Genomic DNA, 26,238 nt, shown 5'->3' with positions numbered 1-26,238 from the left:
GGTCGCGGATCACTGTCTGACCACTTTATCCTGAGTTGCCAGATCGACCAACAACGCAATGCCTAAATAGTTGCTCCAGTTAAAGCCGTTCTGCAGCACCACAATCGCATTGCCGTTACCTTTATCGTAGCCGATAAAACTGGCATAGCCGCCGATATAGCCCACCTGATAAGTGATCTGCTGCCCTTCGAGTGTGTCGGTAACCCAGGCGATATTCTGCGCCTGCGCGCCCTGCTGATACCACGCCTTGTCTACCGCCGCGAAAGCCCGGTCCCGCGCAGCATCACCGGTGGCACTGAGATGCGCGCGCAGATAAGCACTCAGATCGCGCGCATTACTGTAAAGACTGGCCGCGGCCACCATGTTGCCGTGAAAATGCCAGTCGGGCGTCAGCGAGCCGCGGCGGATAAATTTCGGCTGATCGCCTGCATGGCCCAGCGCACGCAGCGGATAGCCCGCCAGCGTTTCCGGTACAAAGCTGCTTTGGTTCATCTTTAACGGTGTGAAGATAAGCTGTGACGCCAGCGTCTGAATATCCTGATGAAAACGCGTGCGCAGGATATAACCAAGCAGCGCATAGCCGAGGTTGGAGTAGTGTGGCATGCGTACCGCGGGCGCAGAGAAGTCCGCCAGATAACTCAGCAGCTTGTCGCTATCAAGGTTGCCATAGAAGTTCTCGCCGGTGTCCAGATATCGAACGAACTGCTGCAGCATGGTCAAATCCATATCCTGTCGCGGCAGGCCCGAGGTGTGCGTCACCAGCTGCAGCAGCGTGATGCGCCTCGCGTCAGCGCTGAGGCGAACGCCTTCCGGCAGAAGATCGGCCAGTGTATCGCTCCAGCGCAGCTTACCCTGATCAACCAGCTGGGTAATCACTTCTGCCGTCACGCCTTTACTCAGCGATCCCAGCGCAAACAGGGTATCAGGCGTGATCGGATAGCGATGCACCCAATCGGTAACGCCAAAAGAGTAATAGCGGGTCGGGCCACCGCGATGAATGACCGCAATGCTGATGCCGGGAACCTGCTTCTGTTGCATGTAGTGCTGCACGATGTCATCGACATTTTCATGAAAAGTGGCGTGTGTCAGATAAACGCGATCGCCCACCGGGGCGGACGTTTGCGACAGGGTTCCACATCCCGCCAGCAGGAAGATAAAGACTGGCATGAATCGCGTCATTAATCGGCTGATACACTGGCTATCACGGGTCAGCCGTGCAAGATAAATTGCAACAGCCGACCTGCCAGTCAATCTATTTTTCATATAATAATCATTAGCTTAATTTTATTTAGCACGTAACTGACTGGCTGTAGCGCAAAAATGTACCATAAAGTGCTGTGGGCTATCGCCTGCACAACGGGGTGAAAGTGGTGGTAAACGCGTTTTAATCACTGCAGCACACCCGGACAGGGTTAGCTGTGTTGCAGCCCACAAGGGTGTACACTGCTGCGGTTTTAAGGCTCAACGCCGCTGAAATTTTGAAATGCCCGGGAGGCAACCGCATGAAAGAAGGCCCACTGTCCGAAAAAGAGCTGCAATGGCTGGAAGATATGCTGGAAAAATATGGCAGCGAAGCATCGATTATTGATGTCTCCGAGCTGGATGGCCTGTTGACTGCCGTTCTCTCCGGTCCCGTTAGCGTCGAGCCCAGCCAGTGGCTGGTGGCACTGTGGGGTGGCGAGAAGCAGATTCCGAAATGGAGCAACGAGCGTGAAATGACGCGCTTTATGTCGCTTTGCTTCCAGCATATGAATGATGTGGCTGACCGCTTATCTGAATTCCCTGAGCAGTTCGAACCGCTGTTTGGCATCCGCGAAATGGAAGGTCTGGAATTTACCGTGGTGGAAGAGTGGTGCTTCGGCTACATGCGCGGTGTCGCGCTGACCGACTGGTCTGCCCTGCCGCAGGATCTGCAACCCGCACTGGATGCCATTGCTCTGCACGGCCTGGAAGAGAATCTAGAAAAGATCGATGCTATGACGCCGGACGAGATGGAAGCCAGCATTGACGCTATCCGTCCTGCTGCGCTGGCGCTGCACGATCACTGGATCTCCCAGCCAGAAGCGATTCCCGTTCCCCAGAAGCCTGTCGCGGCAGAGAAACTGCCCGGCCGCAACGATCCCTGCCCGTGCGGCAGCGGCAAAAAATATAAGCAGTGCTGTCTGCATTGATCGATAACGTTGCCGCACGACCTGCCGGGTGTAAACCGCGCCCGGCAGCCCTCGCCAGACGATCCGTTCTGATCCCCCCTTCCCCATCCACATCCGTCTCTGATTAAACTGCTCACGACTTGAACAGCTTCATGCTTATCGCTAAGGTAAGCGCGATTTTACCCGTCAGGAATAAACATGATCACCATTGCGCTTATTGACGATCACCTTATCGTCCGCTCCGGCTTTGCCCAGTTGCTGAGCCTGGAATCGGATTTCCAGGTCGTAGCGGAATTTGGCTCTGGCCGTGAGGCGCTGGCAGGTTTACCGGGCCGGGGCGTTCAGGTCTGTATCTGCGATATTTCGATGCCGGATCTCTCCGGGCTGGAGTTGCTGAGCAAGCTGCCGGCGGGCCTGGCCACCATCATGCTGTCAGTCCATGACAGTCCGGCCCTGGTGGAGCAGGCGCTTAATGCCGGTGCGCGCGGATTTCTCTCTAAACGCTGTCGTCCCGATGAACTGATCGCGGCGGTGCGCACGGTCTCCACAGGCGGCTGTTATCTGACGCCAGAGATTGCAATTAAGCTGGCCGCTGGTCGGCAGGACCCGCTTACCCGACGCGAACGTCAGGTGGCGGAAAAACTGTCACAGGGCATGGCGGTCAAAGAGATTGCGTTGGAGCTGGGGCTGTCCCCCAAAACCGTGCATGTCCATCGCGCCAACCTGATGGAGAAGCTCGGTGTCAGCAATGATGTGGAGCTGGCGCGCCGCATGTTTGATGGCTGGCAATGAATCCTCTTTTCTCACGGCTGATCTCCATTGTCGCCAGCTTTTTCATCTTCTCGGCGGCCTGGTTCTGCCTGTGGAGTATCAGCCTGCACCTGGTGGAACGCCCGGAGCTGGCGGTGCTGCTATTCCCGTTTGGCCTGCGTCTGGGCCTGATGCTGCAATGTCCACGCGCTTACTGGCCAGTGTTGCTGGCAGCTGAGTGGATCATGCTGATCTGGCTGGCGAAGGTGGTCGCGCTGGCGCATCTGCCGCTGTTAATGGCAGGCAGTGTGCTGACGCTGCTGCCGGTGGCGCTGATCTCACATTACCGCCATCAGCGTGACTGGCGCACGCTGCTGAGCCAGGGCGCGGCTCTGATCGCCGCGGCGCTGCTGCAATCCCTGGCATGGGCGGGACAGCAGGAGATGCTGAACGCCCTGCTGCTGACACTCACCGGTGGTCTGACGCTGGCCCCGACCTGCCTGGTCATCTGGCACTACCTCACCAGCACCTGCTGGCAGCCGCTGGGGCCGGCGCTGGTCTCGCAACCGGTCAACTGGCGTGCCCGGCATCTTATCTGGTATCTGCTGCTGTTTGTCATCAGTCTCTGGTTGCAGCTTGGCCTGCCCGCTGAACTGTCACGCTTTACGCCATTCTGTCTGGCGCTGCCGATTATTGCGCTGGCGTGGCACTACGGCTGGCAGGGTGCGCTGATCGCAACGCTGATGAACGCAATCGCGCTGATCGCCAGCCAGACCTGGCACGATCATCCGGTCGATCTCCTGCTCTCACTACTGGCCCAAAGCCTGACCGGACTGCTGCTGGGTGCCGGTATCCAGCGGCTGCGCGAGCTGAATCAGTCGCTGCAGAGTGAGCTGACGCGCAACCGACGCCTGGCGTAACGACTGGTCGAGACAGAAGAGAACGTGCGTCAGGAGGTGGCCCGCGAGCTGCACGATGATATCGGTCAGACGATTACGGCAATCCGTACCCAGGCGGGCATTGTGCAGCGCCTTGCGCCGGATAATGCCCGGGTGATCCAGAGCGGCATCCACATTGAACAGCTCTCTCTTGGCGTCTATGACTCAGTGCGGCGACTGCTGGGGCGTCTGCGACCCCGCCAGTTAGATGACCTGCCACTTGAACAGGCAGTTCGCTCCCTGATGCGTGAAATGGAGCTGGAGGATTGCGGCATCGTCAGTCATCTTGAGTGGCGTATTAATGAGACGCTGCTGAGCGAAGCGCAGCGCGTCACGCTGTTTCGCGTCTGTCAGGAGGGGCTGAACAACATTGTAAAACACGCCAGCGCCAGCGCCGTGACGCTGAAAGGCTGGCAACAGAATGGTCGCGTTTTGCTGATGATTGAAGATGATGGCTGCGGTCTGCCGCCAGGTTCCGGTCAGCAGAGCTTTGGTCTGGTCGGGATGCGCGAACGCGTGAGCGCGCTGGGCGGATCGCTGACTATCTCCTGCACCCATGGAACCCGCGTCAGTGTGTATCTGCCGCTGCGTACGGCCTGAGGAATCACCGTGTTTAATTTTCTGAAAACGCCCGCTAACGTCGCCCCGCTGCAGGACAAAAGTGAGATTGACAGCCGCTATCGCTACTGGCGGCGGCATATCATGTCGACCATCTGGATCGGCTATGCCCTGTTCTACTTTACCCGCAAAAGCTTCAACGCGGCAGCGCCGGAAGTGATCGCCAGCGGCGTGATGATGCGCACGGATATCGGCCTGCTGGCAACGCTATTTTACATCACCTACGGCCTGTCGAAGTTCTTCTCCGGCATCGTCAGTGACCGCTCCAACGCCCGTTACTTTATGGGGCTGGGGCTGATCGCCACTGGCGTGGTCAATATCCTGTTTGGCTTCTCCACCTCACTGTGGGCCTTTGCGCTGCTGTGGACCATCAACGCCTTTTTCCAGGGCTGGGGCGCGCCGGTCTGCGCGCGCCTGCTGACCAGCTGGTATTCGCGCAACGAGCGCGGCGGCTGGTGGGCATTATGGAACACCGCGCACAACGTTGGCGGTGCGGTTATCCCGATCGTTATCGGCGCGGTGGCGCTGCACTATGGCTGGCGAACCGGGATGATGATTGCGGGCAGTTTAGCGATATTTGCCGGACTGTTTCTCTGCTGGCGTCTGCGCGACCGGCCTCAGACTGTCGGCCTGCCCGCGGTAGGCGACTGGCGACAGGATGAGATGGAGATGGCGCAGCAGCAGGAAGGCGCAGGTCTGAGTCGCAAAGCAATCCTGACCCGCTACGTGCTATTCAACCCCTACATCTGGCTGCTGTCGTTGTGTTACGTGCTGGTCTATGTGGTTCGCGCCGCGCTTAATGACTGGGGAAATCTCTACATCTCCGACACGCTGGGGGTGGATCTGGTGACGGCCAACTCGGTAGTCACCCTGTTTGAGCTGGGCGGTGTGATAGGTGCGCTGGTCGCGGGCTGGGGCTCGGACAAGCTGTTTAACGGCAACCGTGGCCCGATGAACCTGATTTTTGCAGCCGGGATTTTGCTTTCCGTCGGCTCGCTGTGGCTGATGCCGTTTACCAGTTACGTGATGCAGGCAGCCTGCTTTTTTACTACCGGATTCTTTGTCTTCGGCCCGCAGATGCTGATTGGTATGGCGGCAGCCGAGTGCTCCCATAAAGATGCGGCGGGCGCGGCAACCGGCTTCGTTGGTCTTTTCGCCTATCTGGGCGCGTCACTCTCCGGCTGGCCGCTGGCGTGGGTTATCGACGTCTGGCACTGGAGTGGCTTCTTTGCGGTGATTGCCACGGCGGCGGGAATTTCCGCCCTGCTGCTGCTGCCGTTTTTAAATGCTCAGGCACCACGCTCCCTGCCTGAAGCGTGATACGCCTCTCCTTTTTGCCCCGAGTGGGGCAAAACTAAGAAATTTTCCTGGTTTCGCCTGGATGCTGTCTCAGGCCAGTCTGGCGGCAGGTTTTTACAATGCCAGCCATTCGCTGCCCCTTGCAGCTATTCCAACCAGGAGAATCCCCTTCCATGCTGGCCTTTCTCAAACAGGTGCGTAAACCCACACTGGATCTGCCCATCGAACTGCGGCGCAAAATGTGGTTCAAGCCCTTTATGCAGTCCTATCTGGTGGTCTTTATCGGCTACCTGACCATGTATCTGATCCGCAAAAACTTCAATATTGCACAGAACGATATGATCACCACCTACGGGCTCAGCATGACGCAGCTGGGGATGATCGGTCTGGGCTTCTCCATCACTTATGGCGTCGGGAAAACCCTGGTCTCCTATTATGCTGATGGCAAAAACACCAAGCAGTTCCTGCCATTTATGCTGATCCTCTCGGCCATCTGTATGCTGGGTTTCAGCGCCAGCATGGGCACCGGTTCCGTCAGCCTGTTCCTGATGATCGCCTTTTATGCCTTAAGCGGATTCTTCCAGAGCACCGGCGGCTCCTGTAGCTACTCCACCATCACTAAATGGACGCCGCGCCGCAAACGGGGTTCTTATCTTGGCATGTGGAATATCTCCCACAATTTGGGCGGTGCCGGTGCGGCGGGCGTTGCGCTATTTGGCGCGAACGTCTTGTTCGACGGCCACGTGATCGGGATGTTTATCTTCCCATCGATTATCGCGCTGATCGTTGGTTTTATCGGCCTGCGCTACGGCAGCGACTCCCCGGAGTCTTATGGCCTCGGCAAGGCCGAAGAGCTGTTTGACGAAGAGCTGAGCGATGAGGACAAAGAAGCCGAAGATGAGTCGATGACCAAATGGCAGATCTTTGTTGAGTACGTACTGAAGAACAAGGTGATCTGGCTGCTCTGCTTCGCCAACATCTTCCTTTATGTAGTGCGTATCGGAATTGATCAGTGGTCAACGGTTTACGCCTTCCAGGAGCTGAAGCTCTCTAAAGAGGTGGCGATTCAGGGCTTTACCCTGTTTGAAGTGGGTGCGCTGGTGGGGACACTACTATGGGGCTGGTTATCCGACCTGGCCAATGGCCGTCGTGCGCTGGTGGCCTGCGTCGCGTTAGCGTTGATTATCGCCACGCTGGGGATCTATCAGCATGCCAGCAACCAGTATGTCTATCTGACTTCCCTGTTCGCACTGGGCTTCCTGGTGTTTGGCCCGCAGCTGCTGATCGGCGTCGCCGCCGTCGGCTTTGTACCGAAAAAAGCGATTGGCGCAGCGGATGGGATCAAAGGTACTTTCGCCTATCTGATTGGCGACAGCTTTGCCAAACTGGGCCTGGGTATGATTGCCGACGGCACGCCGATTTTTGGCCTGACCGGCTGGGCGGGCACCTTTGCTGCACTGGATATCGCTGCTATTGCCTGTATCTGCCTGATGGCGCTGGTTGCAGTCATGGAGGAGCGTAAGATTCGCCGCGAGAAACGGCTACAGCGGTTAAAGATGGCGTAAGAATCAAATGTGGCCTGGCGAATGCCGGGCTTTTTTTATCAAAATGAAGAGAGATTGCCGCAAAACACATGCTACAGGCTCATTCCCGATAGCGTATGAAATGAGATTCAACAATTAACTCCCCACCTTTCGATTACCCTTTTTGAGTCTACTTTTTTACTGAAACAGAATTTTGCCGCAGGCGCTCACAACGCCTGCGGGTTTCAGGTGGCCTGCCAGTATCCCGTGATATCAAACCAGCAAATCAACCGTTGGGGTACAATAAATCACCGCTATCAGAATAAAGGGAATAATCATATCTGTACATAAAGTCAGAAAACCGAAAAAGAAGAAGCACGCATAAAAATGCATCGTTCTTTACTGACCACAGATATTTACCCCCTCCAGCCAGGCATACAGCAGCATGCTATAAATTTTAACATAGGTTATAAAATGATTATCACACCCCCTGTCTTTGAGAGAGATAAATAAGAGTGCACTTATTGTTAAAAACACCCCCTGTTATTTATTGCCATATGACAACGCAGGTTTTATTGCACTCAAAGGCTTTTAACATCAGTTCTTAAAAAAACAGTTTATCTTTTAAAAGAAACGCCTGTAAAACCACATCAAAAATCACGCAACACACTGTTTTTAATGTTTATTTTTATCCAATCTACTTCAGTATTCTTTTTTGCGTGCAAAAAAATGCGACTTACCCACACTTACATTAAATTGACATAAAGATCCGATAAAAACTGAAATTAAGAAAATGCTCAGAATTTTTCACTTAAAATCCTCCTATCGACGTGCTTTGCATGGAACAATCCACGGCATGACGACGCTTATCGATACTATATTTTACCAGGGTTTTGTAAATTCCATTTTATGATTTTATTTGTAAGAATGCGGAATACAGGCACCTGAACAATTAAATAATCACCTGCATCACCGTCCCTTTGATAAGAGAAAGGTGGTTTACGTTATACAAAATAGTGTTACTTACCCGGCATAGCACTCAGTTAGCAGAATGCACTCTTTAAGCAATATGACCGGAAGAAATAAACATTAAGGATAAGCACATCAATGGTTAAACAGGATTAAAGCTTACCCTGAAAAATTTCATTCACCTTATAGCTGGGCACAGAAAAAACGTTCCGCGTTATTAATGCAGCGTCTCAAATTACACCGTTTATTACAGGAAATAATACTTTTCAGCCATGTTTATTACGCCACGGCAGGTGGCCATTATTAACTGCTACATGGAGGTTAATTAATTGTTTTAACAAAACTTTTCTTAAAACAGCACAGCAACGCCCGGTGATTAATTAATCACCGGGTTCATTTCGGCATCTATGGGTGAAAAATGAAAGTTCAATTAATTATTAAAGACAGCAATGGCAATATCATTGCTAAGCATGCTTTAGAATCTGGGCAGCCGCTGGCATTGAAGTCCACGCCACAGGCTGCGTCCTATGAAGTTCACAGCGTTGATGGGCAGCCTCCACAGAAGATCGTTGCGTCAAAAGCTAACGGCCAGATGAAGTTTAAGTTGGTGGATGATGTAACGGGTGAGCAGTACGACATCGTCCTGCAAAACGTCAGCGCAGATGAACTCCCAATCATGACTGCCTCCGGTCCGGACGGTGTGGCCTATGCGTATAACTATGATGCGGCTAATGGCGTATATGAACTCGTCTCGACGACTGCGGATCCCCTGATTGCAGACAATGTCTATGTAGCGGGTGGCGTTTTAGGTGGTCTGGCCGCGATAATTGGTGTGGCGGCGGCCTCAAACTCTGGTGGCGGTGGCTCCTCCTCCAGAAATAACAACACGGCAGCAGCCAATGAAGACAACAGTGCTGCCAGCGTTGTTCCTGTCGTAACACCATCTCTTACGGATGACGCCGGTAACCCCGTGGCTGGTCGTCCTACCAGCGACAGCACCCCAACGATCAGTGGTAACGGCATGCAGCCCGGCTCCACCGTGGTGATCGCCGACGGCGACACCGAGCTCGGCACCGCCACCGTGGATGCCGACGGTAACTGGACCTTCACCCCTGACGCCCCGCTGGCCGACGGCGAGCACGCGCTCGTGGTTGACGGCACCGACGCCAGCGGCAACCCTGCCAGCAGCACCGTCGACGTTATCATCGACACCGGCGACACAACGCCGGGCGCGAGTGATAATGCAGGTATCCCGGCTGAAGACAATGGCAGTGCCTCTGTGCCGGGCGCGGGCGACGACGCTGGTAACCCGGCAGAAGACAATGGCAATGATTCTACGCCGGGCGCGGGCGACGACACAGGTAAACCAGCGGAAGGCGACACCAGCGCCACCGCGCCGGGCCTGACCGACGACGCCGGCAACCCGGTCGCCGACGGCAGCAGCACCAGCGACAGCACCCCGACCATCGGCGGCGGCGGCATGCAGCCCGGCTCCACCGTGGTGATCACCGACGGCGACACCGAGCTCGGCACCGCCACCGTGGGCGAGGACGGCAGCTGGACCTTCACCCCTGACGCCCCGCTTGATGACGGCGAACACGCGCTCGTGGTTGACGGCACCGACGCCAGCGGCAACGCCAGCAGCAGCAACGTCGAGGTGACGGTCGACACCAGCGCCACCGCACCCGGCCTCACCGACGACGCGGGCAACCCGGTCGCGGACGGCAGCACCACCAGCGACAGCACTCCGACGATCAATGGTAACGGCATGCAGCCCGGATCCACCGTGACCGTTTCCGACGGCGACACCGAGCTCGGCACCGCCACCGTGGGCGAGGACGGCAGCTGGACCTTCACCCCTGATGCGCCGCTGGAAGACGGCGAGCACGCGCTCGTGGTTGACGGTATTGATGCGAACGGCAACGCCAGCAGCAGCACCGTCGACGTGAACGTCGACACCAGCGCCACCGCGCCGGGCCTGACCGACGACGCCGGCAATCCGATCGCCGACGGCAGCAGCACCAGCGACAGCACGCCAACCATCAGTGGTAACGGCATGCAGCCCGGCTCCACCGTGGTGATCACCGACGGCGACACCGAGCTCGGCACCGCCACCGTGGGCGAGGACGGCAGCTGGACCTTCACCCCCGACGCCCCGCTGGCCGACGGCGGGCACGCGCTCGTGGTTGACGGTATTGATGCGAACGGCAACGCCAGCAGCAGCACCGTCGAGGTGAACGTCGACACCAGCGCCACCGCGCCGGGCCTCACCGACGACGCGGGCAACCCGGTCGCGGACGGCAGCAGCACCAGCGACAGCACCCCGACTATCGGCGGTGGCGGCATGCAGCCCGGCTCCACCGTGGTGATCACCGACGGCGACACCGAGCTCGGCACCGCCACCGTGGGCGAGGACGGCAGCTGGACATTTACGCCGGAAACCCCGCTGAATGACGGCGGGCACGCCCTGGTCATCGACGGCACCGACGCCAGCGGCAACGCCAGCAGCAGCACCGTCGACGTCACCGTCGACACCAGCGCCACCGCGCCGGGCCTCACCGACGACGCCGGCAATTCGATCGCGGACGGCAGCAGCACCAGCGACAGTACCCCAACGATCAGTGGTAACGGCATGCAGCCCGGCTCCACCGTGGTGATCACCGACGGCGACACCGAGCTCGGCACCGCCACCGTGGGCGAGGACGGCAGCTGGACCTTCACCCCCGACGCCCCGCTGGAAGACGGCGGGCACGCGCTCGTGGTTGACGGTATTGATGCGAACGGCAACGCCAGCAGCAGCACCGTCGAGGTGAACGTCGACACCAGCGCCACCGCGCCGGGCCTGACCGACGACGCAGGCAATCCGATCGCGGACGGCAGCAGCACCAGCGACAGCACCCCGACTATCGGCGGCGGCGGCATGCAGCCTGGCTCCACCGTGACCGTCTCCGACGGCGACACCGAGCTCGGCACCGCCACCGTGGGCGACGACGGCAGCTGGACCTTCACGCCGGAAACTCCGCTGGATGACGGCGATCATGCCCTGGTCATCGACGGCACCGACGCAAACGGCAACGCGGTCAATGACACCGTTAATGTCGTGGTGCAAACCGCGCCTTCTATGGAGATCGTTGATGATAACGGCACCGCTATTCTGGATGGCGACACCGTTAGTGATAGCACCCCAACCTTCAACGGTAAAAACTTCGAACCGGGAACGAATATTGTCATCACTGATGGCGAAACGACACTGACTACCGTGACAGCTGGCGAAGATGGCAGCTGGACCTTCACGCCCGAAAACCCACTGGCTGAAGGTGCGCACGCTATCAAGGTCACGGTTACCGATTCAGAAGGTGCGAGTGTTGACGGCATCTTCAACGTCACGATTGATACCACCGCCCCAGACCAGGTTGATATCACGACGGTGACGCTGGCCGATGAGGATGGCAATGCGATTACCGCCGCGGATGTTACCTCTGAAAATATACCGACCTTCAGTGGTAAAGATCTCGAAGCAGGAGCCACCGTTATTGTTCGCGACGGTGAAACTGTATTGGGCGAAACGACGGTGAATGAGGATGGCAGCTGGTCGTTTACACCATCAACCGCACTCGACGATGGCGATCATCACTTTACGTTTGAAGTCACCGATGCAGTCGGCAACAGCAGCGGCATGTCTGAGGTACTGGATCTGTCAGTCTCAGCTGCCAAAGGCATTAACACCGGTGTCGTAATTACCGATGATGCAGGACGCGTGATTGTTGATGGCGATGCCATTAATGACGCCACACCGACGTTCAGCGGAAAAGATCAGACACCAGGTACCACAGTGACTATCGCCGATGGGGAAACCGCGCTGGGAAGTATCGTGGTTGCTGAAGATGGAAGCTGGAGCTTTACGCCTGAAGCAGCACTGGCTGAAGGTGACCATGCGTTAATCGTGACTGTCACGGATGCGGAAGGAAACACTGGCAGTGACACCGTTAACGTCGTCGTCGACACGGTTGCGCCTGAGGTCATTAATGTGGCCACGATGGTCGTCTCTGATGATGCGGGTAATGCGTTAGTCGCTGGTAGCGCTATCAGTGATACTACACCGACCTTTAGCGCCTCAGGTCAGGAAGCGGGCACCACTATTATCGTTCGCGATAATGATACGGTATTGGGTGAAGCCCAGGTCGCCGACGATGGCAGCTGGTCTTTCACGCCGTCTGAAGCGCTGACTGAGGGTGATCATCGCTTTACGTTTGAGACAGTCGACGCGGCAGGTAACAGCAGCGGTGAATCTGACGCTGTCAGTTATCTCGTGGATTCTGTTGCACCGGAAGGCGTGGACATTACTACGGTGCTGATCACCGATGAAGTCGGTGCAACAGTTAACGCAGCCGAAACCCAGAGCGACAGTAAACTCACCTTTAGCGGTAGCGATCTTGAGCCTGGTGCCACCGTTACGATCTATGACAAGGATCAGATCGTCGGCGAAACCACCGTTGCTGATGATGGCAGCTGGAAATTTACCGCTGAAGACGGTTTGTATGACGGCACGCATCAAGTGACCTTTACCGTAACAGACGCGGCAGGTAACAGCAGCGCGCCATCTGATGCTCTGGATCTGAATGTGCAGGCGATTGTTCTGACAGCCTCCGATAATGTCAGCTCAGGTGCAGCGGTCGGATTTACCTATCCGGTTGATGTGAGTCAGGATCTGGGGACAGTACTGGAAGACAGTGGATTAGTGTCGTTCAACAATAAGATTGTCAGTGATCCGATTGTGGTGGCCGATGGCACCATTATCGATCTTGATGTCACGGCAACCTCTTCCGCTTTCCTTAATGTCGCCAGTAGCTCAACGCTGGTGTTGCAGAAGTATGATTCGTCCACCAGCACCTGGGTCACTGTCTCTGAAGAGAACAGCGGAAACCTGTTTGGACTGTTTGGCCTGGGCGCATCAACCTCTACCATCACGCTAACCGGTCTGACTGCTGGCCAGTATCAGCTGGTTTATACCACCGGTGGTATTAACCTCGGTGCGAACTTTAATCTGAACGCCTCTAAAACCGTCTATACGCTGGCGGAACAGGGCACGCCGACCGACTACACCACGGCAACCGGCAATGTGATCACGGATGTCGATACCGTCTATGGTGCAGATGGTATTCCGCACAGCGCCTATACCTCAGTGAGTGCAGTGAGTGTGACCAGCAGTGATGGCACCGTGACATCTGTCACGCTGGACGCCACCACCAAAACCGCCACACTGACAGGTCAGTACGGCACGCTGGTCATCAACTCCGATGGCAGCTATGTCTACACCCCGATCTCATCCATGGACAGCATCGGTAAGGTAGATTCCTTTACCTATACCATTACCGACTCTGCCACCGGTGTGAGTTCATCCGCCCAGATTCACGTGCAGATTGGTACCACCAATGCGGCCCTGGCTCTGAGCTGGGATCCAACCGATCCCACAGCGACAGCGGTCACCGACATCGCTTCCAGTAACGAGGCAAATGCCAGCGTTACGGTGACTTACGAGTCATCCAGCGCCACAAATGCGGACGTTAAGCTGGTCGCAGGCGGAACCGAGAACTACACCTCGACCTTCACGCTGTCGGGTAGTGACGATATAGTCACGGGTTCACTGACGTTAACCACCGAATGGGGATTATTGGGCAATAACTTCGCCACACCATTAAACATCACTTATAACGTGCAGATGCAGAACAGTGATGGCACATGGTCCACGGTGAAAACGCAGACCGCCGTCGTGGCAGCCGGACAGCATAACCAGGAAGTGATCCAGAACGTGGAGATGTCGTCGCTGCTGACCGGCCTGGGTGAAGGCACTTACCGCGTAGCAATTTCTACCACCGGTGCAACGAATAACGTGATACTGGCAATGTCGGCACAAACCGTAAGTACTACGGATTACGTCATCACCGCGAATGAACTCGCCACTGGCAACGTGCTGACCGACGAAGGCACAGACGGTGCGGTTGATAAGCTGAGTTCCATCTACACCCGCATCTATGCCAAAGCCGGAGACAGCACCAGCGATGTGACGATCGATGACAGCTATACCTGGGTCACCGAAAGTGGCGTCTCCATTGCGGGTCAGTATGGCACCCTGGTGATCTATAACAACGGGGCTTATACCTATACCCCTGCTACCACCACACTGCCAGCCGGCTCTGAAGACGTGTTTACCTACGCGCTGAAAGGTGCCAATGGTGAGGTCGTTACTGCCACCGTCACGATCCATCTGGGCGTTGAGGTTAACGGCAGCAACGGCGGTGCGCTGGTGTTCCACGGTACTGAAGCAGACGATGTGTTTGATGTGTATGACACTCAATTCGCCTCGGTAGATGGTGCGGCTGGCAACGACACGCTGGCATGGCATGGTAATGGTCAGCTGGTCTTAAGCGACGTCGCGGCAAAAGTCAGCAATATCGAATCGATCATGCTGACCTCAACCACCAGCAGCGACAACCTGGTGCTTGATGCGCAGAGCGTCGAAGAGGTTACCAGCGAAAGTAACGCACTCTATATCAAGGGCATCGCTGGCGACAGCGTGACGCTGGAAGGCACCTGGGTCGACAGTGGCACGGTAATCGTCGACAGCATCTCCTGGACGCACTACACCAGCACAACCGCTGCCGGAACAGTGGTCGATATCTACGTGCAGCAGGGAATTAATCTCTCTTCAGCCACCTATACGGATAGCCAGAATGGAACGGAATATACCGTTACCGCTGCGCAGGATGTAACAGGAACAGCGAGCGGCGATATCTTTAACGTGAGCGATACCAGCTTTACCCACATTGATGGAGGCGAAGGTCTGGATACGCTGGTGTGGAGCGGCAGAGGCACACTGACACTCAGCGATCTGCAGTCGAAAATCAGCAATATTGAAGAGATTGAGCTGGTTAATGACAGTGCAGTGAATAATCTGGTTGTCACCGCGCAAAATGTGGCGGCTATCACCGATGCAAACAACACACTGTTTGTTAAAGGTTCCATCACAGACATACTGACACTCTCCGGGAGCTGGACGCTGTCAGGCAGTGAAGTGGTCAACAATGTGGATTACGTTCATTACGTCGGCACCACCGCCGATGGTCAGACGGTGAACCTCTATGTTGATCGCGACATGAAACTGAGCAGCACCGAAACCGCGTCTGAAAACAATGCGGCCGATGTCACGGGCGACGTTGCCCTGCTCAGCGACAGCGTGGCGCAGACCACCACGATGAACACCGCGACCAGCACTTTCACCAGTGAGAGCTTCACGGTTAACAGCATCAGCGATCTGCAGGAGATTAACGTCAGCGTGACCGGGGCGTCGATCAATGCCAGCAATACCGTGTCGGTGAACTGGTCGTTGCAGGTTTACAACGAGCAGACGCTGCGCTGGGACAACGTGACCAGCGGCACTCAGGCGGTCACCAGCGACAGTCCGCTGAATGTTTCGCTGGAAGGCCAGAGCGCGGGAACCTATCGCATCGTGGTCGACAGCACGCAGTCCGGACATCCTGGCTTCCTGTGGTCAACCAACTACGACGCGCTCACCGTGCAAGTGGCAGTGAATATCGTCAGCACCACCGACTATAAGGTCAGCACCAGCTCCAGCGTCAATGGCTCGGTCTTTACCAGCGACAGCGCCAGTGACAGTTCACTGCTGGTGAAATCGATAACCGCAGGGATTGTGACCGGTGCCGCAAGCTACACGCTGGTGGCCGCAGCGGGCACCACCATTGCGGGAACCTACGGCACGCTGACTATTCATACCGATGGCAGTTATACCTACACGCTGAACAGTGACTCGGTGATCAAACTGACCGGCAGTGAAGATGCATTCACCTACATTCTGGCAGATGGCACCACCAAAAACCTGGTGATGACGCTGGGTGTTTCCGTGGATGGTTCGGAAGGGGGTGCGCTGATCTTTGCCGGTACCGTTGGCGATGACAGCTTTACCGTTCACGACACCCAGTTCACCTCGGTGGATGGTAAATCAGGTCAGGATACGCTGGTCTGGAATGGTGCAAGCGAGCTGAACCTCAGTGAGATTGCGGACAAAGTGAACAATATCGAAATCATCGATTTGCAGGACAACGCCCAGGCGACGACGCTGCTGATGGGTGCCGATGATATTGAGAAAATCACTGATGCCAGCAATATGCTGTATGTCAGGGGTGGCAGTAATGACTCCCTTTCACTTCAGGGCGTGTGGACCGTTAACGGCGTGGAAACGCTGAATAACATTACCTACACCCTCTACACCAGCACGGCACTGGATGGCTCGGTAGTCAAACTCTATGTTCAGCAGGGCCTGAACTTCAACGAAGTGACAGAGCATCTGACCGGTTCCATAGCGGATGTCTCAGCCGATCTGACCGTGGTATCGGTGAGCCTGAATGGTGAAACCACCGCGATTACCGACGACAGTGCCGTCAGCGTCAAAGGCGCCTATGGCACGCTGGTTATCAATGAGACGGGTCACTACAGCTACGAGGTGGATGAGACGTATGCGCACAGCGGTAACACTGACACCTTCACCTATGCCCTGTCAGACGGCAGCAATGCTTCTCTGAGCTTTAACCTGGGTGTGGATGTTGATGGCAGCGCGGGTGGAGAAATTACCTTCACCGGCACCAGCGGTGCAGATGTTTTCGAAGTCTATGATACCGATTTCATCTCGATCAACGGCGCTAATGGTAACGATACGCTGGCCTGGCATGGCACAGGTACTCTGAACCTCAGTGATATCTCGGCCAGGGTCAATAATATTGAAACCATCGACCTGATGACGGATGCCGCAAAAGACAATCTGGTGGTCAGTGCAGAAAGTCTGCTGAAGGTAACGGATAACGATAATACGTTATTTGTCAGAGGGGAAAATGGCGACACGGTGACGCTCAATGGTAACTGGGAGCAGGCAGACGGATTAGTGGCAAATGGGGTTAACTATAACCATTACACCAGTTCTGCAGCCGATGGCTCCGTGGTACAGTTATATATTGAAGACGATGTAACCATCGGATAATTAAAATCCGCATTAAAAGCAGGCTGGGTTATTTATACCAGCCTGCTCTTTCCCTGCGCGCTAAGCCGCTCTTTATGACTGAGGTATATTTAACTTTTAAAATATCATGAAAAAAATAATTATCATTTTGCACTGTATTTTTATTACCCACTCTTCTTTTGCTGCAGATAAAAAACTATTTTCTGCAAGTGAGCCTTCAATAAATGAAGCCCCGTCCGGCTTTTGGGGCGTATTTTCTAAAACGCCCGATCCCGGAACTTTACCTGCGGGCGGTTCTGCGCTGGCAGATACATTACAAATTAATCCGGCCGAAATTGATATGCAGCCTGCAGAATCAAACGGGGCTGACAGCTTTCCGGCTGACTGGCAGGCGGCCATTCAACTGGCGGTTAATCATCACCCCTCCATCAGCAGCAGCATTGCGACGCTGGAGTCATCAGGATTCACCATTGATGCCGCGAAAACGGGCTATCTGCCCGCCATAAAAGCGGGCATCACCACGGGGCGACAGCAGGATGAAGGCAGCGGCCATATCGCGACCGTCGGCCTTTCTCAGATGCTCTACGACTTTGGTAAAACCGGCAGCGCGGTCGATCAGGCCAGCGCGAAATATCTGCGCCAGCAGGCCACGGTCCTGATGCAGATCGACACCATTATTGAGCAGACCGCCCTGGCACTGAATGAGGTTTATCGATCAACGCAGCTGCTTGATAATGCAAAAAAAGAGGTAAAAGCACTGCGTGACATCCTGGCACTGACGCAAATGCGTGCCGAGGCCGGGGCCAGCACCCGTGTGGATCCGGTTCAGGCCCAGGCGCGCGTTGAAGCCGCACAGGCGTCACAGCTGGATCTGGAAATCAAACTGGCGCAGCAGAAATACCATCTGCAATCGCTACTCGGCCAGCCGGTCGCAGAGAAGAAAATATCCGCGCCGGTCTCCCTGTTGCCCCTGATTGAACGTCAGAGCGCCCGGATCGATTTAAACCGTAACCCGACCATTTTAGTGGCCCAGGCAGATGCCGCCGTCGCCCTGGCAGAGTTACGTAATTACAAAGCGCAGCGCTACCCCACATTATCGCTTGAAGCCAACACCAACAAATATATCGGTGACATTGCGGATTATCAGCGCCATAGCCAGTATCAGAACGTTTATCTTTCTGTTAACAGCACCCTTTATCAGGGCGGCGCATTAGTGGCGCAGGAAAGCGCCAGTGCCAGAGCGCTGGAAGCAGCCAGAACCACTATTTCCAGTAAGAAACTGGAGATTAGCGATCAACAAAGAAATTATTTCCAGAGCGTTAAGGGATTGCAAAAAAATATCACTTTGCTGAGCAGCCGGATGAAAACCATTATGGAAACGCGCGCGCTGTACCGGGAACAATATTTATCTTTAGGTAATCGAAATGTTCTCGACTTACTCAATGCTGAACAGGAAATAAGTCGCGCCCGGCAGGATTTAATTAACGCCCGCTGCGATCTGTGGGCCTCCTCCGTTAATTATCTGGTGGTGACCGGAATGGCACGCGACGCGTTTGATTTAAATAATAAAGAGATCCACGGACTGCGCATTGCGCCGTAATTCTGTCAGCAACGAAGAGAAGACGATAATGAACACGATATCTGACAGGGAGAGTGCTTCAGCCCAGCCTGAGGCAAAAAAGGCTTATACCCCCTGGCTTGAAGCGCTGCTGCTGGTGGCTAAACATTACCGGCTTGATGGTTCACCTGAACGGGTGAAAGGAGAAGCGGAATGGCATATGCAGCATCTTTCACAGGATGCGCTGATTGAAAATATGGCCCGCCAGCTCGGCCTGCTGGTCATTTTTGATGAATTTCATCCGGATCAGCTCGATCCCTGGCGGATGCCGCTGATCGTCGATTTTGGTCCCCGCGGCGTCGGCGTCATCACCACGGCAGGCGAAGAAGACAAAGTCAGCGTGATGCTGAACGGCGAAAAACAGCTGCAGACCACGCTGAGTATTGAAGAGCTGTCGCAGCATGCGCAGCGCGTACTGCTGGCGAAGCCGGAGTCCTCGGTGCCGGATGCGCGGGTAGATGACTATATCAAGCCGCATCGTGCTGACTGGCTGTGGCAGACCATTCTTCGGGAGTGGCCAGCCTATGTAAACGTGATGTTTGCGTCGCTGATCTCCAACGTGCTCGGTCTCTCCGCGATGCTGTTCACCATGCAGGTGTATGATCGGGTGATCCCTTCCCAGTCCGTTCCTTCACTCTGGGTGCTGTTTGGTGGCGTAATGATCGCCCTGACCTGCGTTTTTGTGATGCGCATTATCCGCACGCATATCTCTGATATGGCAGGTAAAAGTGCGGATTTGCGCATCTCCGACCGCGTCTTTGGTCACGCGTTGCGTATCCGTAACGATCAGCGGCCCAAATCCACCGGCTCTTTTATTGCTCAGATCCGCGAGCTGGAACAGATCCGTGAACTGATTACCTCGACCACCATTTCTGCGATTGCCGATCTGCCTTTTTTAATCATCTTTCTCTTTATCCTCTGGTTACTGGGGGGATGGCTGGTGCTGGTTCCGCTGGCGGCGATTCCGCTGATTGTTATTCCGGGCCTGCTGGCACAGGGGTCGCTGGCGAAGCTCTCCAAAGCGACCATGCGCGAGTCCGCGGTTCGCAGCGCCATGCTGGTTGAGACCGTACAGGGCATGGATGACATCAAGCTGCTGCGCGCAGAGCCCTACTTTCAGAACCAGTGGAATCACCTCAACGAGGTAATCAGTCAATCTTCGCAGAAGCAGCGTTTTATCAGCGGATTGCTGATGAGCTGGACCAGCGAAGTCCAGACTATTGCGTACGTGGGCGTGGTGCTGGTGGGTGCCTTCTTTGCCATGAGTGGCGACCTCTCTACCGGCGTGTTAATCGGCTGCTCGATGCTGGCGTCACGCATGATGGCACCGCTGGGACAACTGGCGATGATATTTGGCCGCTGGCAGCAGGCTAAAGTGGCGCGTGAAGGACTGGAGAACCTGCTTAACAGTGAGGTCGATCAGCCAGAGCGCAGCATCCGGGTTCATCGTCCGCGCATTAACGGCGAATATGCCCTCTCCGACGTTATTTATCGCTACGACCCGAACGCCCCTGACCCGGTGCTGACGGTGAAAAAGCTGACGATTAAAGCCGGTGAGAAAGTGGCGCTACTGGGGCGTAATGGTTCCGGTAAATCGACGCTGCTGCAACTGATGGCGGGCCTGTTGCAACCGGGCGAAGGCGCACTGCTGCTGGATGGCGTGCGTCTTTCCTCTATCGATCCGCTGGATGTGCGGCGTGATGTCGGCCTGCTTACCCAGACCTCTTCCCTTTTTTACGGCACGATCCGCGAGAACTTACGCCTGGGCATGCCGCTGGCGACCGAAGAGGAGATGCTGCAGGCACTGGAGATCAGCGGCGCACTCGACTTTATTCAACGCTTGCCGGAAGGCATGGATTACCTGTTGCAGGAGGGCGGCAAAGGATTGTCTGGCGGTCAGCGTCAGCAGCTGTTGCTGGCGCGCACCCTGCTCCGCCAGCCCAGCGTACTGCTGCTGGATGAGCCTACCGCCTGGCTGGATGATAGCGCGGAAAAACATCTGATTGAGCGGCTGATGACGTGGATGGGCAACCGGACGCTGATTATCGCCACTCACCGTCCGGCGGTACTGCAGCTGGTGGATCGCATCATGCTGATCGATAAGGGCAGGATTGCGCGGGATGGAACGAAAGCCGAGATGCTTATCACCAGGCCTGAGGCCAGCGCAGCGCCGCATCAGGGCAAAGTGAACGTTAAACCGCAGGGAGCACAGGTATGAGTTTCTCCTTATTCCGTAAAAAGAAGTCTCAGCGTTCCCGTAAGCGGGTCTCCTCTGGCGGTCTGATCATCCTGTCGGTGCTGATCATGCTGGTGCTGTTCTTTATCTGGGCCTCGAACTTCGAACTGGATGAAGTCACCGTCGGTGTCGGCAAAGTCGTACCCAGCTCACACGAGCAGATTATTCAGTCGCTGGAGGGCGGGATCCTGAAAGAGCTGAAGGTTCACGAAGGCGATGTGGTTGAGGCGGGTCAGGTGCTGGCCCTGCTGGATCCGACCCAGATTGATTCCGGTGTGCAGGAAAGCACCTCGCGGTTACGTGCCGCGCTGGCGACGGCGGCCCGCTTACAGGCTGAGACCGCTGGTACACCTCTGATCTTTCCGCCTGAAGTATTAGCCGATCCGCCACTGGTGGCTGCTGAAACCGCGCTTTATCAGTCGCGCCGTGAAAACTACAGCAAGACCATCAGCGGCCTGACCGAAGCGCTGGAGCTGATCAACCGCGAGTTACGGCTGACCTCGTCGCTGGTGGCTAAAGGCGCGGCCAGTAATGTGGAAGTGCTGCGGCTGAAACGCCAGGCGAACGATCTGCAAAACAAACTCAACGACGCTGAGAATCACTATATCGTCCAGGCGCGTGAAGAGCTGGCGAAAGCCAATGCCGAAGCGGCGTCTCAGCGCTCCATTATTATCGGACGCGCTGACTCGCTGAAGCGCACGGTGATTGTTACGCCGGTCAGAGGCATTGTTAAAGATATCGAGGTTAATACGGTTGGCGGCGTTATCCCACAGCGCGGCAATCTGATGGAGATTGTGCCGCTGGATGAGCAACTGATGATTGAGGCGCAGATTGCCCCGCGCGATGTCGCCTTTATCACGCCCGGCCAGCGTGCGGTGGTGAAACTCACTGCCTACGACTACAACATCTATGGCGGTCTGGAGGGTAAAGTGGCTTCTATCTCACCTGACACCATCCAGGATGAAGTCCATCGCGACCAGTACTATTACCGCGTCTACATTCGCACCGATAAGGATTATCTGGTCAATAAAAAGGGCAAAAAGTTTCCGGTTTATCCCGGCATGATTGCGATGGGCGAGATTCACACCGGCAGTAAAACCATCATGGAATATCTGATGAAACCGCTGAACCGCGCGAAGGAAGCGCTGCGGGAGAGATAAGAGCTGCGGGGCCTGGAGATGGGGGCATTTTTCGGGGTCAGATCTGACCCCGTTAGCTGATTCTGATCTTTTGTCTGTGCAGAATAAGGACTCTGCTGCTGCGGATGACGATGCCAGAGCAACTCCTGTTATAAAATCATGAAATCACTGCTCATGATGCTGTCGGCTGCTCATTCCATGCATCATGCGGTAACAGATTATCGTCTTTATATAAATGAGTGATCTTCTCGTAGTTCAGCGCCACCTCTTCCATATGACCCTTGCCGGGACAACCGCGGGTGTCATACATGACCGGACTGACAGAAATAACTTTTTCATTCTCAAGGGAGATGCGGTAATACTCAACCTCCTGTCCGGCGTCATTGATGTGATAAAAAAGGAACTCAGCTGACTTTAGCGTCTGGCCTGTTGCGGCAACCTTAAACAGATAAGGCAAAGCACTATTAAGCTCCTTACTAAACTGAAAGGGAGAATGCTGACGTGTCCCGGTAACCTTTCCGGTCATCGGGTCCGTTGGGATCATCAGATTATGCTGTAAACCGCGTAATTCTATACTGCCTTCACGGTCTATAACGTCTGAATAACCACGGATTATTGCACCGCCGTCATCCGTTAAAAAAAGTACAGGTACAGCCACTTCACACTCTTTGTTAATAGTTATTCGTATAACCATTTACCGGCTTTCGCTGACTCAATCAGCATCCCTAAAGTGAAATCCGGAACGGGAACGGGCAAGGCCTTTTTGAATGGATTCCAGGATAGTGGTTCATCCGGATAATAAGTTTCAATTCTGAAGTTTCCTCTGGAAACGTGAAACTCCTCAAAGTAATCATTCATAAGTTCTTCCGCCTCACCAATGTCTAACAACATATCTGTATCAAGGTCGGTTTCATGATTTAGTAGTTTTTGCTTCTTATCATTATTAAACAGGTAAACGCCACTGTAGCGTCTGGCCAGCGCGAAAACGCGTTGTTCAACGTCATCTACCATAATTTATCGTTGCCTCGTGCTATACGGTTGTAGTTACGTATTGCGCAGTAAGTAATTTGCCATACATCTGCAATTATAATCACTTCACCTATGAGAGGAATCGTTCGTCCAATAAATGTGCTTATTTTTGCTACCATTCGGCGTTCAGCCGTCCAGGGGGTATAGCCACCCACCCATGTAGGCAACTTTATCCCAAAGGGGAACTTCGCATTCTTAAAATATTTGCGCATCGCTTTAGATACTCGTGAAGTGCCCTCTTTTGCCCCCTGGGGCTTAGTACGGGTTTTCTGATTATTAACACCGCTGTAAAGGGCTATAACTGCAGCCAGATCATCTATCCCAAAATGATTCGCTGTGGTTTCACAGAAGATCATGAAGAAAAGCTCAGAAGCTGTCAGGTTGGAGCGCCCCGCATAAAAGTATGTTCCGTTAAGTTCCTCAACCGTATCCATTCCACAATCCCTTGTAAGCCCTGTGCGGAAAGTCATCATAGTGGCTACTTTTTACGCCATCCTTGATCTCATCACCTGATTTGACTCATTCGCTTTTCATCTGTTGTGGCTGGTCACTTCTGGTAATACTGCTGAGCGTCGTCAGAATGAGTAGTCTGGCCACATGGGGTAGAGGATCCGCTGGCTCTTTCTTAGAGGTCCGGAATTGCAGTGACTCTGTCCATACCTAACCTCTCCGGCATGACGATCCAATATTCAGTAAAGGGGCACTCAGGATTTCAACGACCGTCAGCATGCAAAAATCTTTAATCCCCTTTGTTATATCCATGCATCTCGTCCCCGATTATGTCGAAAACTCACCTTCTGGTGGTCAGCCTGACCACCAGGTTGTGGCCATGTTTTAATATTTACATGGCATAGTGCCTTTGCTTAGATGATAACTGACAAGGCGAATAACAGATTAAGCGGAACCTGATGATGATGAAGGCGCTGACTGAACGGCAACTGACGATTATGCGACAGCTTATTTCTCATAACAGTTATGTGAGCCTGCACGCTATTTCAGAAAAAACAGCAATCACCACCCGAACCTTGCGCCGCGATATCGCCGATATTAACGAAAAACTTTCTGACCAGGGAATCAATCTCAGCGGAAAAAGTGGGAGAGGGATCACAATTAAATTCGCTGACGCGCAGTCCGAAATAGCCGCGCGCCGGATTTTCTCAACCGAAGTGGATGATTTCAGCAGTAACTTCAGGATGCTGAAAATAGCGTCTGATTTATTAATGCTGTCACCAAAAAGCTCCTCCATCAGCGAACTGGCGGATAAATATTTTATCAGTCGCGCTTCGATAGTGAATGATTTGAAAACATTAGAAACATGGTTACATCAGTTTGATTTAACCTTATTAAAAAGTCGTGTGGGAACCAGCATAAAAGGCAGCGACCATAACATTCGCATGGCGATGAAAGCGCTGGTGTTAAAATCGATTTATAACCGTCAGGACATGATGGAAAGCCGTCTGGATGAAAGCACGCTGCAGGAGCTTTCAGAGAAATTTGGTCAGCAGGCTGTCCATTTTACCCTGCAATTAATTAATTTTATTGAACAGCAACTGCAATATACGATAAGCGATCCTTACTACATCAATTTATTTACGCATATTCTGGTACTGATCCACCGGAGTCACTCGCCGATGCACAGGACCGACGCCCGCGCGGTGTCGATGAACCGGGTCAGCGACCATCACGCATGGCAGGTATCACTGGCGGTGATAGAGCGCATTGAGACCGCCTACAACACGGTACTGGTGGCCGAGGAGTCTCACTCCATCTATCAGTATCTGGTCTCTTCCGGTAAGGCGGGCGGTGAGTCACCACAGCACGATGACTCCCTGATTTCAGAGCGTGAAACCCGCTTTGCTGAGGCGCTGATCGCCCGGGTGGCGCAGCGCATCAACATTGAAATCACTACCGACCAGAACCTGCAGGCTTCACTGTCCTCGCATATCAAGCCGATGCTGAACCGCCTCAGATATCACATCCGGATTAAAAATCCGCTGCTGCATGATATCCAGACCGAACTGGGCACGGTGTTCGCCGCCGTTAAAGCGGTGATCAGCCAGCTGACGCAGGAGCACAGCCTGGATGAGATCAGTGACGATGAGGTGGCTTACCTGACGGTGCATATTCAGGCAGCCATCGAAAACAGCATCAAGGTAAAACGGGTATTGCTGGTCTGCTCCAGCGGTCTGGGCACCTCGCAGCTGCTTTACGGACGGATTATCCGCGCCTTTCCCGACTGGAAAATTATCGACATCGTGCCAGGGAAAAATATTGCTGACTCCCTGAAACGACATGAGTGTGACGTGGTGATTTCCACCATCCGGCTGGAGCCGCTGGAAAAACCGGTGGTGTATGTCTCGGCCCTGTTCTCGGCGAAAGATATCGCAAGAGTAACGGAGTGTCTGGTATCGAATTCGATTAATTAATGATAATGGAGAAGCAAAATGACGACAGCCGTGGCTATTAACGAAGTATTAAAAGAAGAGTGCATTATTCTCGATGTCGATTGCCAGACCAAAGAGCAGATTATTTCTCAGCTGACCGATCTGCTCTGCCAGACCGGTGCCGTCACCGATAAAGCCGCTTTTCTAAAGGATGTTTATCTGCGTGAGGAATTAGGCTCCACCGGATTTGAAAATCATATTGCCATTCCGCACGGTAAATCTGCCGCCGTCGCCAAGACCCGCATTGCTGTCGGTCGTTTACGCCAGGATATTCCATGGGAGACCATCGACGGCACCAAAGTACGCTTGGTTATTCTGTTCGCGGTAAAAGAGTCCGATAAAGATGTAGGCCATATAAAAATGCTCGCCAAAATATCCATTGCGTTAGGCGATGAAGATGTCGTCGAGCAATTGCTTAATGTCCCGCATCGCGAAGAGATGTTTCATTTACTGTTATCCCGATCGGGAGCCTGAATAAACCGGAGAACAGCATGAAT

At 54.5% G+C, this 26,238-nt stretch carries 14 protein-coding genes and 1 pseudogene; 11 read left to right on the top strand and 4 right to left on the bottom strand.

Annotated elements, in window-relative coordinates:
• Positions 1-9: 9 nt before the first annotated feature.
• The gene (locus AC0T7J_RS15205) at positions 10-1,263 is read right to left on the bottom strand and encodes a serine hydrolase domain-containing protein (RefSeq protein WP_473795222.1); all 1,254 of its coding nucleotides are present in this window, start codon (positions 1,261-1,263) and stop codon (positions 10-12) included.
• A 239-nt stretch (positions 1,264-1,502) separates the two neighbouring features.
• Here AC0T7J_RS15205 and AC0T7J_RS15200 point away from each other — a divergent pair, with 239 nt between their 5' ends.
• The 9 genes and pseudogenes from AC0T7J_RS15200 to AC0T7J_RS15160 all read left to right on the top strand — a co-directional run bounded on the left by AC0T7J_RS15200 (position 1,503) and on the right by AC0T7J_RS15160 (position 22,289).
• Complete coding sequence (locus AC0T7J_RS15200) at positions 1,503-2,171, top strand: YecA/YgfB family protein (protein WP_473795221.1); 669 nt, start codon at positions 1,503-1,505, stop codon at positions 2,169-2,171.
• Between the two features lie 177 nt (positions 2,172-2,348).
• Positions 2,349-2,942: a transcriptional regulator UhpA gene (gene uhpA / locus AC0T7J_RS15195; RefSeq protein ID WP_473795220.1), complete on the top strand. Its 594-nt coding sequence runs from the start codon at positions 2,349-2,351 to the stop codon at positions 2,940-2,942.
• Positions 2,939-4,438 (top strand): annotated as a pseudogene (uhpB, locus tag AC0T7J_RS15190) (signal transduction histidine-protein kinase/phosphatase UhpB). The gene uhpA and the pseudogene uhpB overlap by 4 nt, the downstream one beginning before the upstream one ends.
• 9 nt (positions 4,439-4,447) lie before the next feature.
• On the top strand, positions 4,448-5,776 hold the full coding sequence (gene uhpC / locus AC0T7J_RS15185) for an MFS transporter family glucose-6-phosphate receptor UhpC (protein WP_473795219.1): 1,329 nt from the start codon (positions 4,448-4,450) through the stop codon (positions 5,774-5,776).
• 152 nt (positions 5,777-5,928) lie between these two features.
• On the top strand, positions 5,929-7,320 hold the full coding sequence (uhpT, locus tag AC0T7J_RS15180; protein ID WP_473795218.1) for a hexose-6-phosphate:phosphate antiporter: 1,392 nt from the start codon (positions 5,929-5,931) through the stop codon (positions 7,318-7,320).
• A gap of 1,345 nt (positions 7,321-8,665) precedes the next feature.
• Positions 8,666-17,296 (top strand): beta strand repeat-containing protein, encoded by an 8,631-nt coding sequence (locus AC0T7J_RS15175; protein ID WP_473795217.1) that lies wholly within the window; start codon positions 8,666-8,668, stop codon positions 17,294-17,296.
• A gap of 319 nt (positions 17,297-17,615) precedes the next feature.
• Positions 17,616-18,875 carry a TolC family outer membrane protein gene (locus AC0T7J_RS15170; RefSeq protein ID WP_473795216.1) on the top strand — a complete coding sequence of 420 codons (1,260 nt, stop codon included), beginning with the start codon at positions 17,616-17,618 and terminating at the stop codon, positions 18,873-18,875.
• A gap of 28 nt (positions 18,876-18,903) precedes the next feature.
• Positions 18,904-21,111, top strand: a complete 2,208-nt coding sequence (locus tag AC0T7J_RS15165) for a type I secretion system permease/ATPase (RefSeq protein ID WP_473795215.1) — start codon at positions 18,904-18,906, stop codon at positions 21,109-21,111.
• Positions 21,108-22,289 (top strand): beta-barrel domain-containing protein, encoded by a 1,182-nt coding sequence (locus AC0T7J_RS15160; RefSeq protein WP_473795214.1) that lies wholly within the window; start codon positions 21,108-21,110, stop codon positions 22,287-22,289. The genes AC0T7J_RS15165 and AC0T7J_RS15160 overlap by 4 nt, the downstream gene beginning before the upstream one ends.
• Positions 22,290-22,440: 151 nt before the next feature.
• Here AC0T7J_RS15160 and AC0T7J_RS15155 read toward each other — a convergent pair whose 3' ends face one another.
• Genes AC0T7J_RS15155 through AC0T7J_RS15145 form a run of 3 tightly spaced genes read right to left on the bottom strand, consistent with a single transcriptional unit; the run spans position 22,441 to position 23,731 of the window.
• Positions 22,441-22,926 carry an Hcp family type VI secretion system effector gene (locus AC0T7J_RS15155; protein ID WP_473795213.1) on the bottom strand — a complete coding sequence of 162 codons (486 nt, stop codon included), beginning with the start codon at positions 22,924-22,926 and terminating at the stop codon, positions 22,441-22,443.
• Positions 22,927-22,946: 20 nt separating this feature from the next.
• Positions 22,947-23,279, bottom strand: a complete 333-nt coding sequence (locus AC0T7J_RS15150) for a DUF1493 family protein (RefSeq protein ID WP_473795212.1) — start codon at positions 23,277-23,279, stop codon at positions 22,947-22,949.
• On the bottom strand, positions 23,273-23,731 hold the full coding sequence (locus AC0T7J_RS15145) for an STM2901 family protein (protein WP_473795211.1): 459 nt from the start codon (positions 23,729-23,731) through the stop codon (positions 23,273-23,275). Before AC0T7J_RS15145 ends, AC0T7J_RS15150 begins: the two co-directional genes overlap by 7 nt.
• A gap of 474 nt (positions 23,732-24,205) precedes the next feature.
• Here AC0T7J_RS15145 and AC0T7J_RS15140 point away from each other — a divergent pair, with 474 nt between their 5' ends.
• Positions 24,206-25,723 (top strand): BglG family transcription antiterminator, encoded by a 1,518-nt coding sequence (locus tag AC0T7J_RS15140; RefSeq protein ID WP_473795210.1) that lies wholly within the window; start codon positions 24,206-24,208, stop codon positions 25,721-25,723.
• 18 nt (positions 25,724-25,741) lie between these two features.
• Positions 25,742-26,215 (top strand): PTS sugar transporter subunit IIA, encoded by a 474-nt coding sequence (locus AC0T7J_RS15135; RefSeq protein WP_022625347.1) that lies wholly within the window; start codon positions 25,742-25,744, stop codon positions 26,213-26,215.
• Positions 26,216-26,238 lie beyond the last annotated feature (23 nt).

It is taken from the genome of Pantoea sp. E956-1 (assembly GCF_982223955.1).
Note: the sequence above shows the minus strand (reverse complement) of the source record. Positions and strands in the feature narration are given on the sequence as shown.

Bases quoted from the DNA above. Each gene is read 5' to 3' on its own strand.
- AC0T7J_RS15205 (WP_473795222.1), bottom strand. From the start codon at position 1,263: ATGAAAAATAGATTGACTGGCAGGTCGGCTGTTGCAATTTATCTTGCA.
- AC0T7J_RS15200 (WP_473795221.1), top strand. From the start codon at position 1,503: ATGAAAGAAGGCCCACTGTCCGAAAAAGAGCTGCAATGGCTGGAAGAT.
- uhpA (WP_473795220.1), top strand. From the start codon at position 2,349: ATGATCACCATTGCGCTTATTGACGATCACCTTATCGTCCGCTCCGGC.
- uhpT (WP_473795218.1), top strand. From the start codon at position 5,929: ATGCTGGCCTTTCTCAAACAGGTGCGTAAACCCACACTGGATCTGCCC.
- AC0T7J_RS15175 (WP_473795217.1), top strand. From the start codon at position 8,666: ATGAAAGTTCAATTAATTATTAAAGACAGCAATGGCAATATCATTGCT.
- AC0T7J_RS15170 (WP_473795216.1), top strand. From the start codon at position 17,616: ATGCAGCCTGCAGAATCAAACGGGGCTGACAGCTTTCCGGCTGACTGG.
- AC0T7J_RS15165 (WP_473795215.1), top strand. From the start codon at position 18,904: ATGAACACGATATCTGACAGGGAGAGTGCTTCAGCCCAGCCTGAGGCA.
- AC0T7J_RS15160 (WP_473795214.1), top strand. From the start codon at position 21,108: ATGAGTTTCTCCTTATTCCGTAAAAAGAAGTCTCAGCGTTCCCGTAAG.
- AC0T7J_RS15150 (WP_473795212.1), bottom strand. From the start codon at position 23,279: ATGGTAGATGACGTTGAACAACGCGTTTTCGCGCTGGCCAGACGCTAC.
- AC0T7J_RS15145 (WP_473795211.1), bottom strand. From the start codon at position 23,731: ATGGATACGGTTGAGGAACTTAACGGAACATACTTTTATGCGGGGCGC.
- AC0T7J_RS15140 (WP_473795210.1), top strand. From the start codon at position 24,206: ATGATGATGAAGGCGCTGACTGAACGGCAACTGACGATTATGCGACAG.
- AC0T7J_RS15135 (WP_022625347.1), top strand. From the start codon at position 25,742: ATGACGACAGCCGTGGCTATTAACGAAGTATTAAAAGAAGAGTGCATT.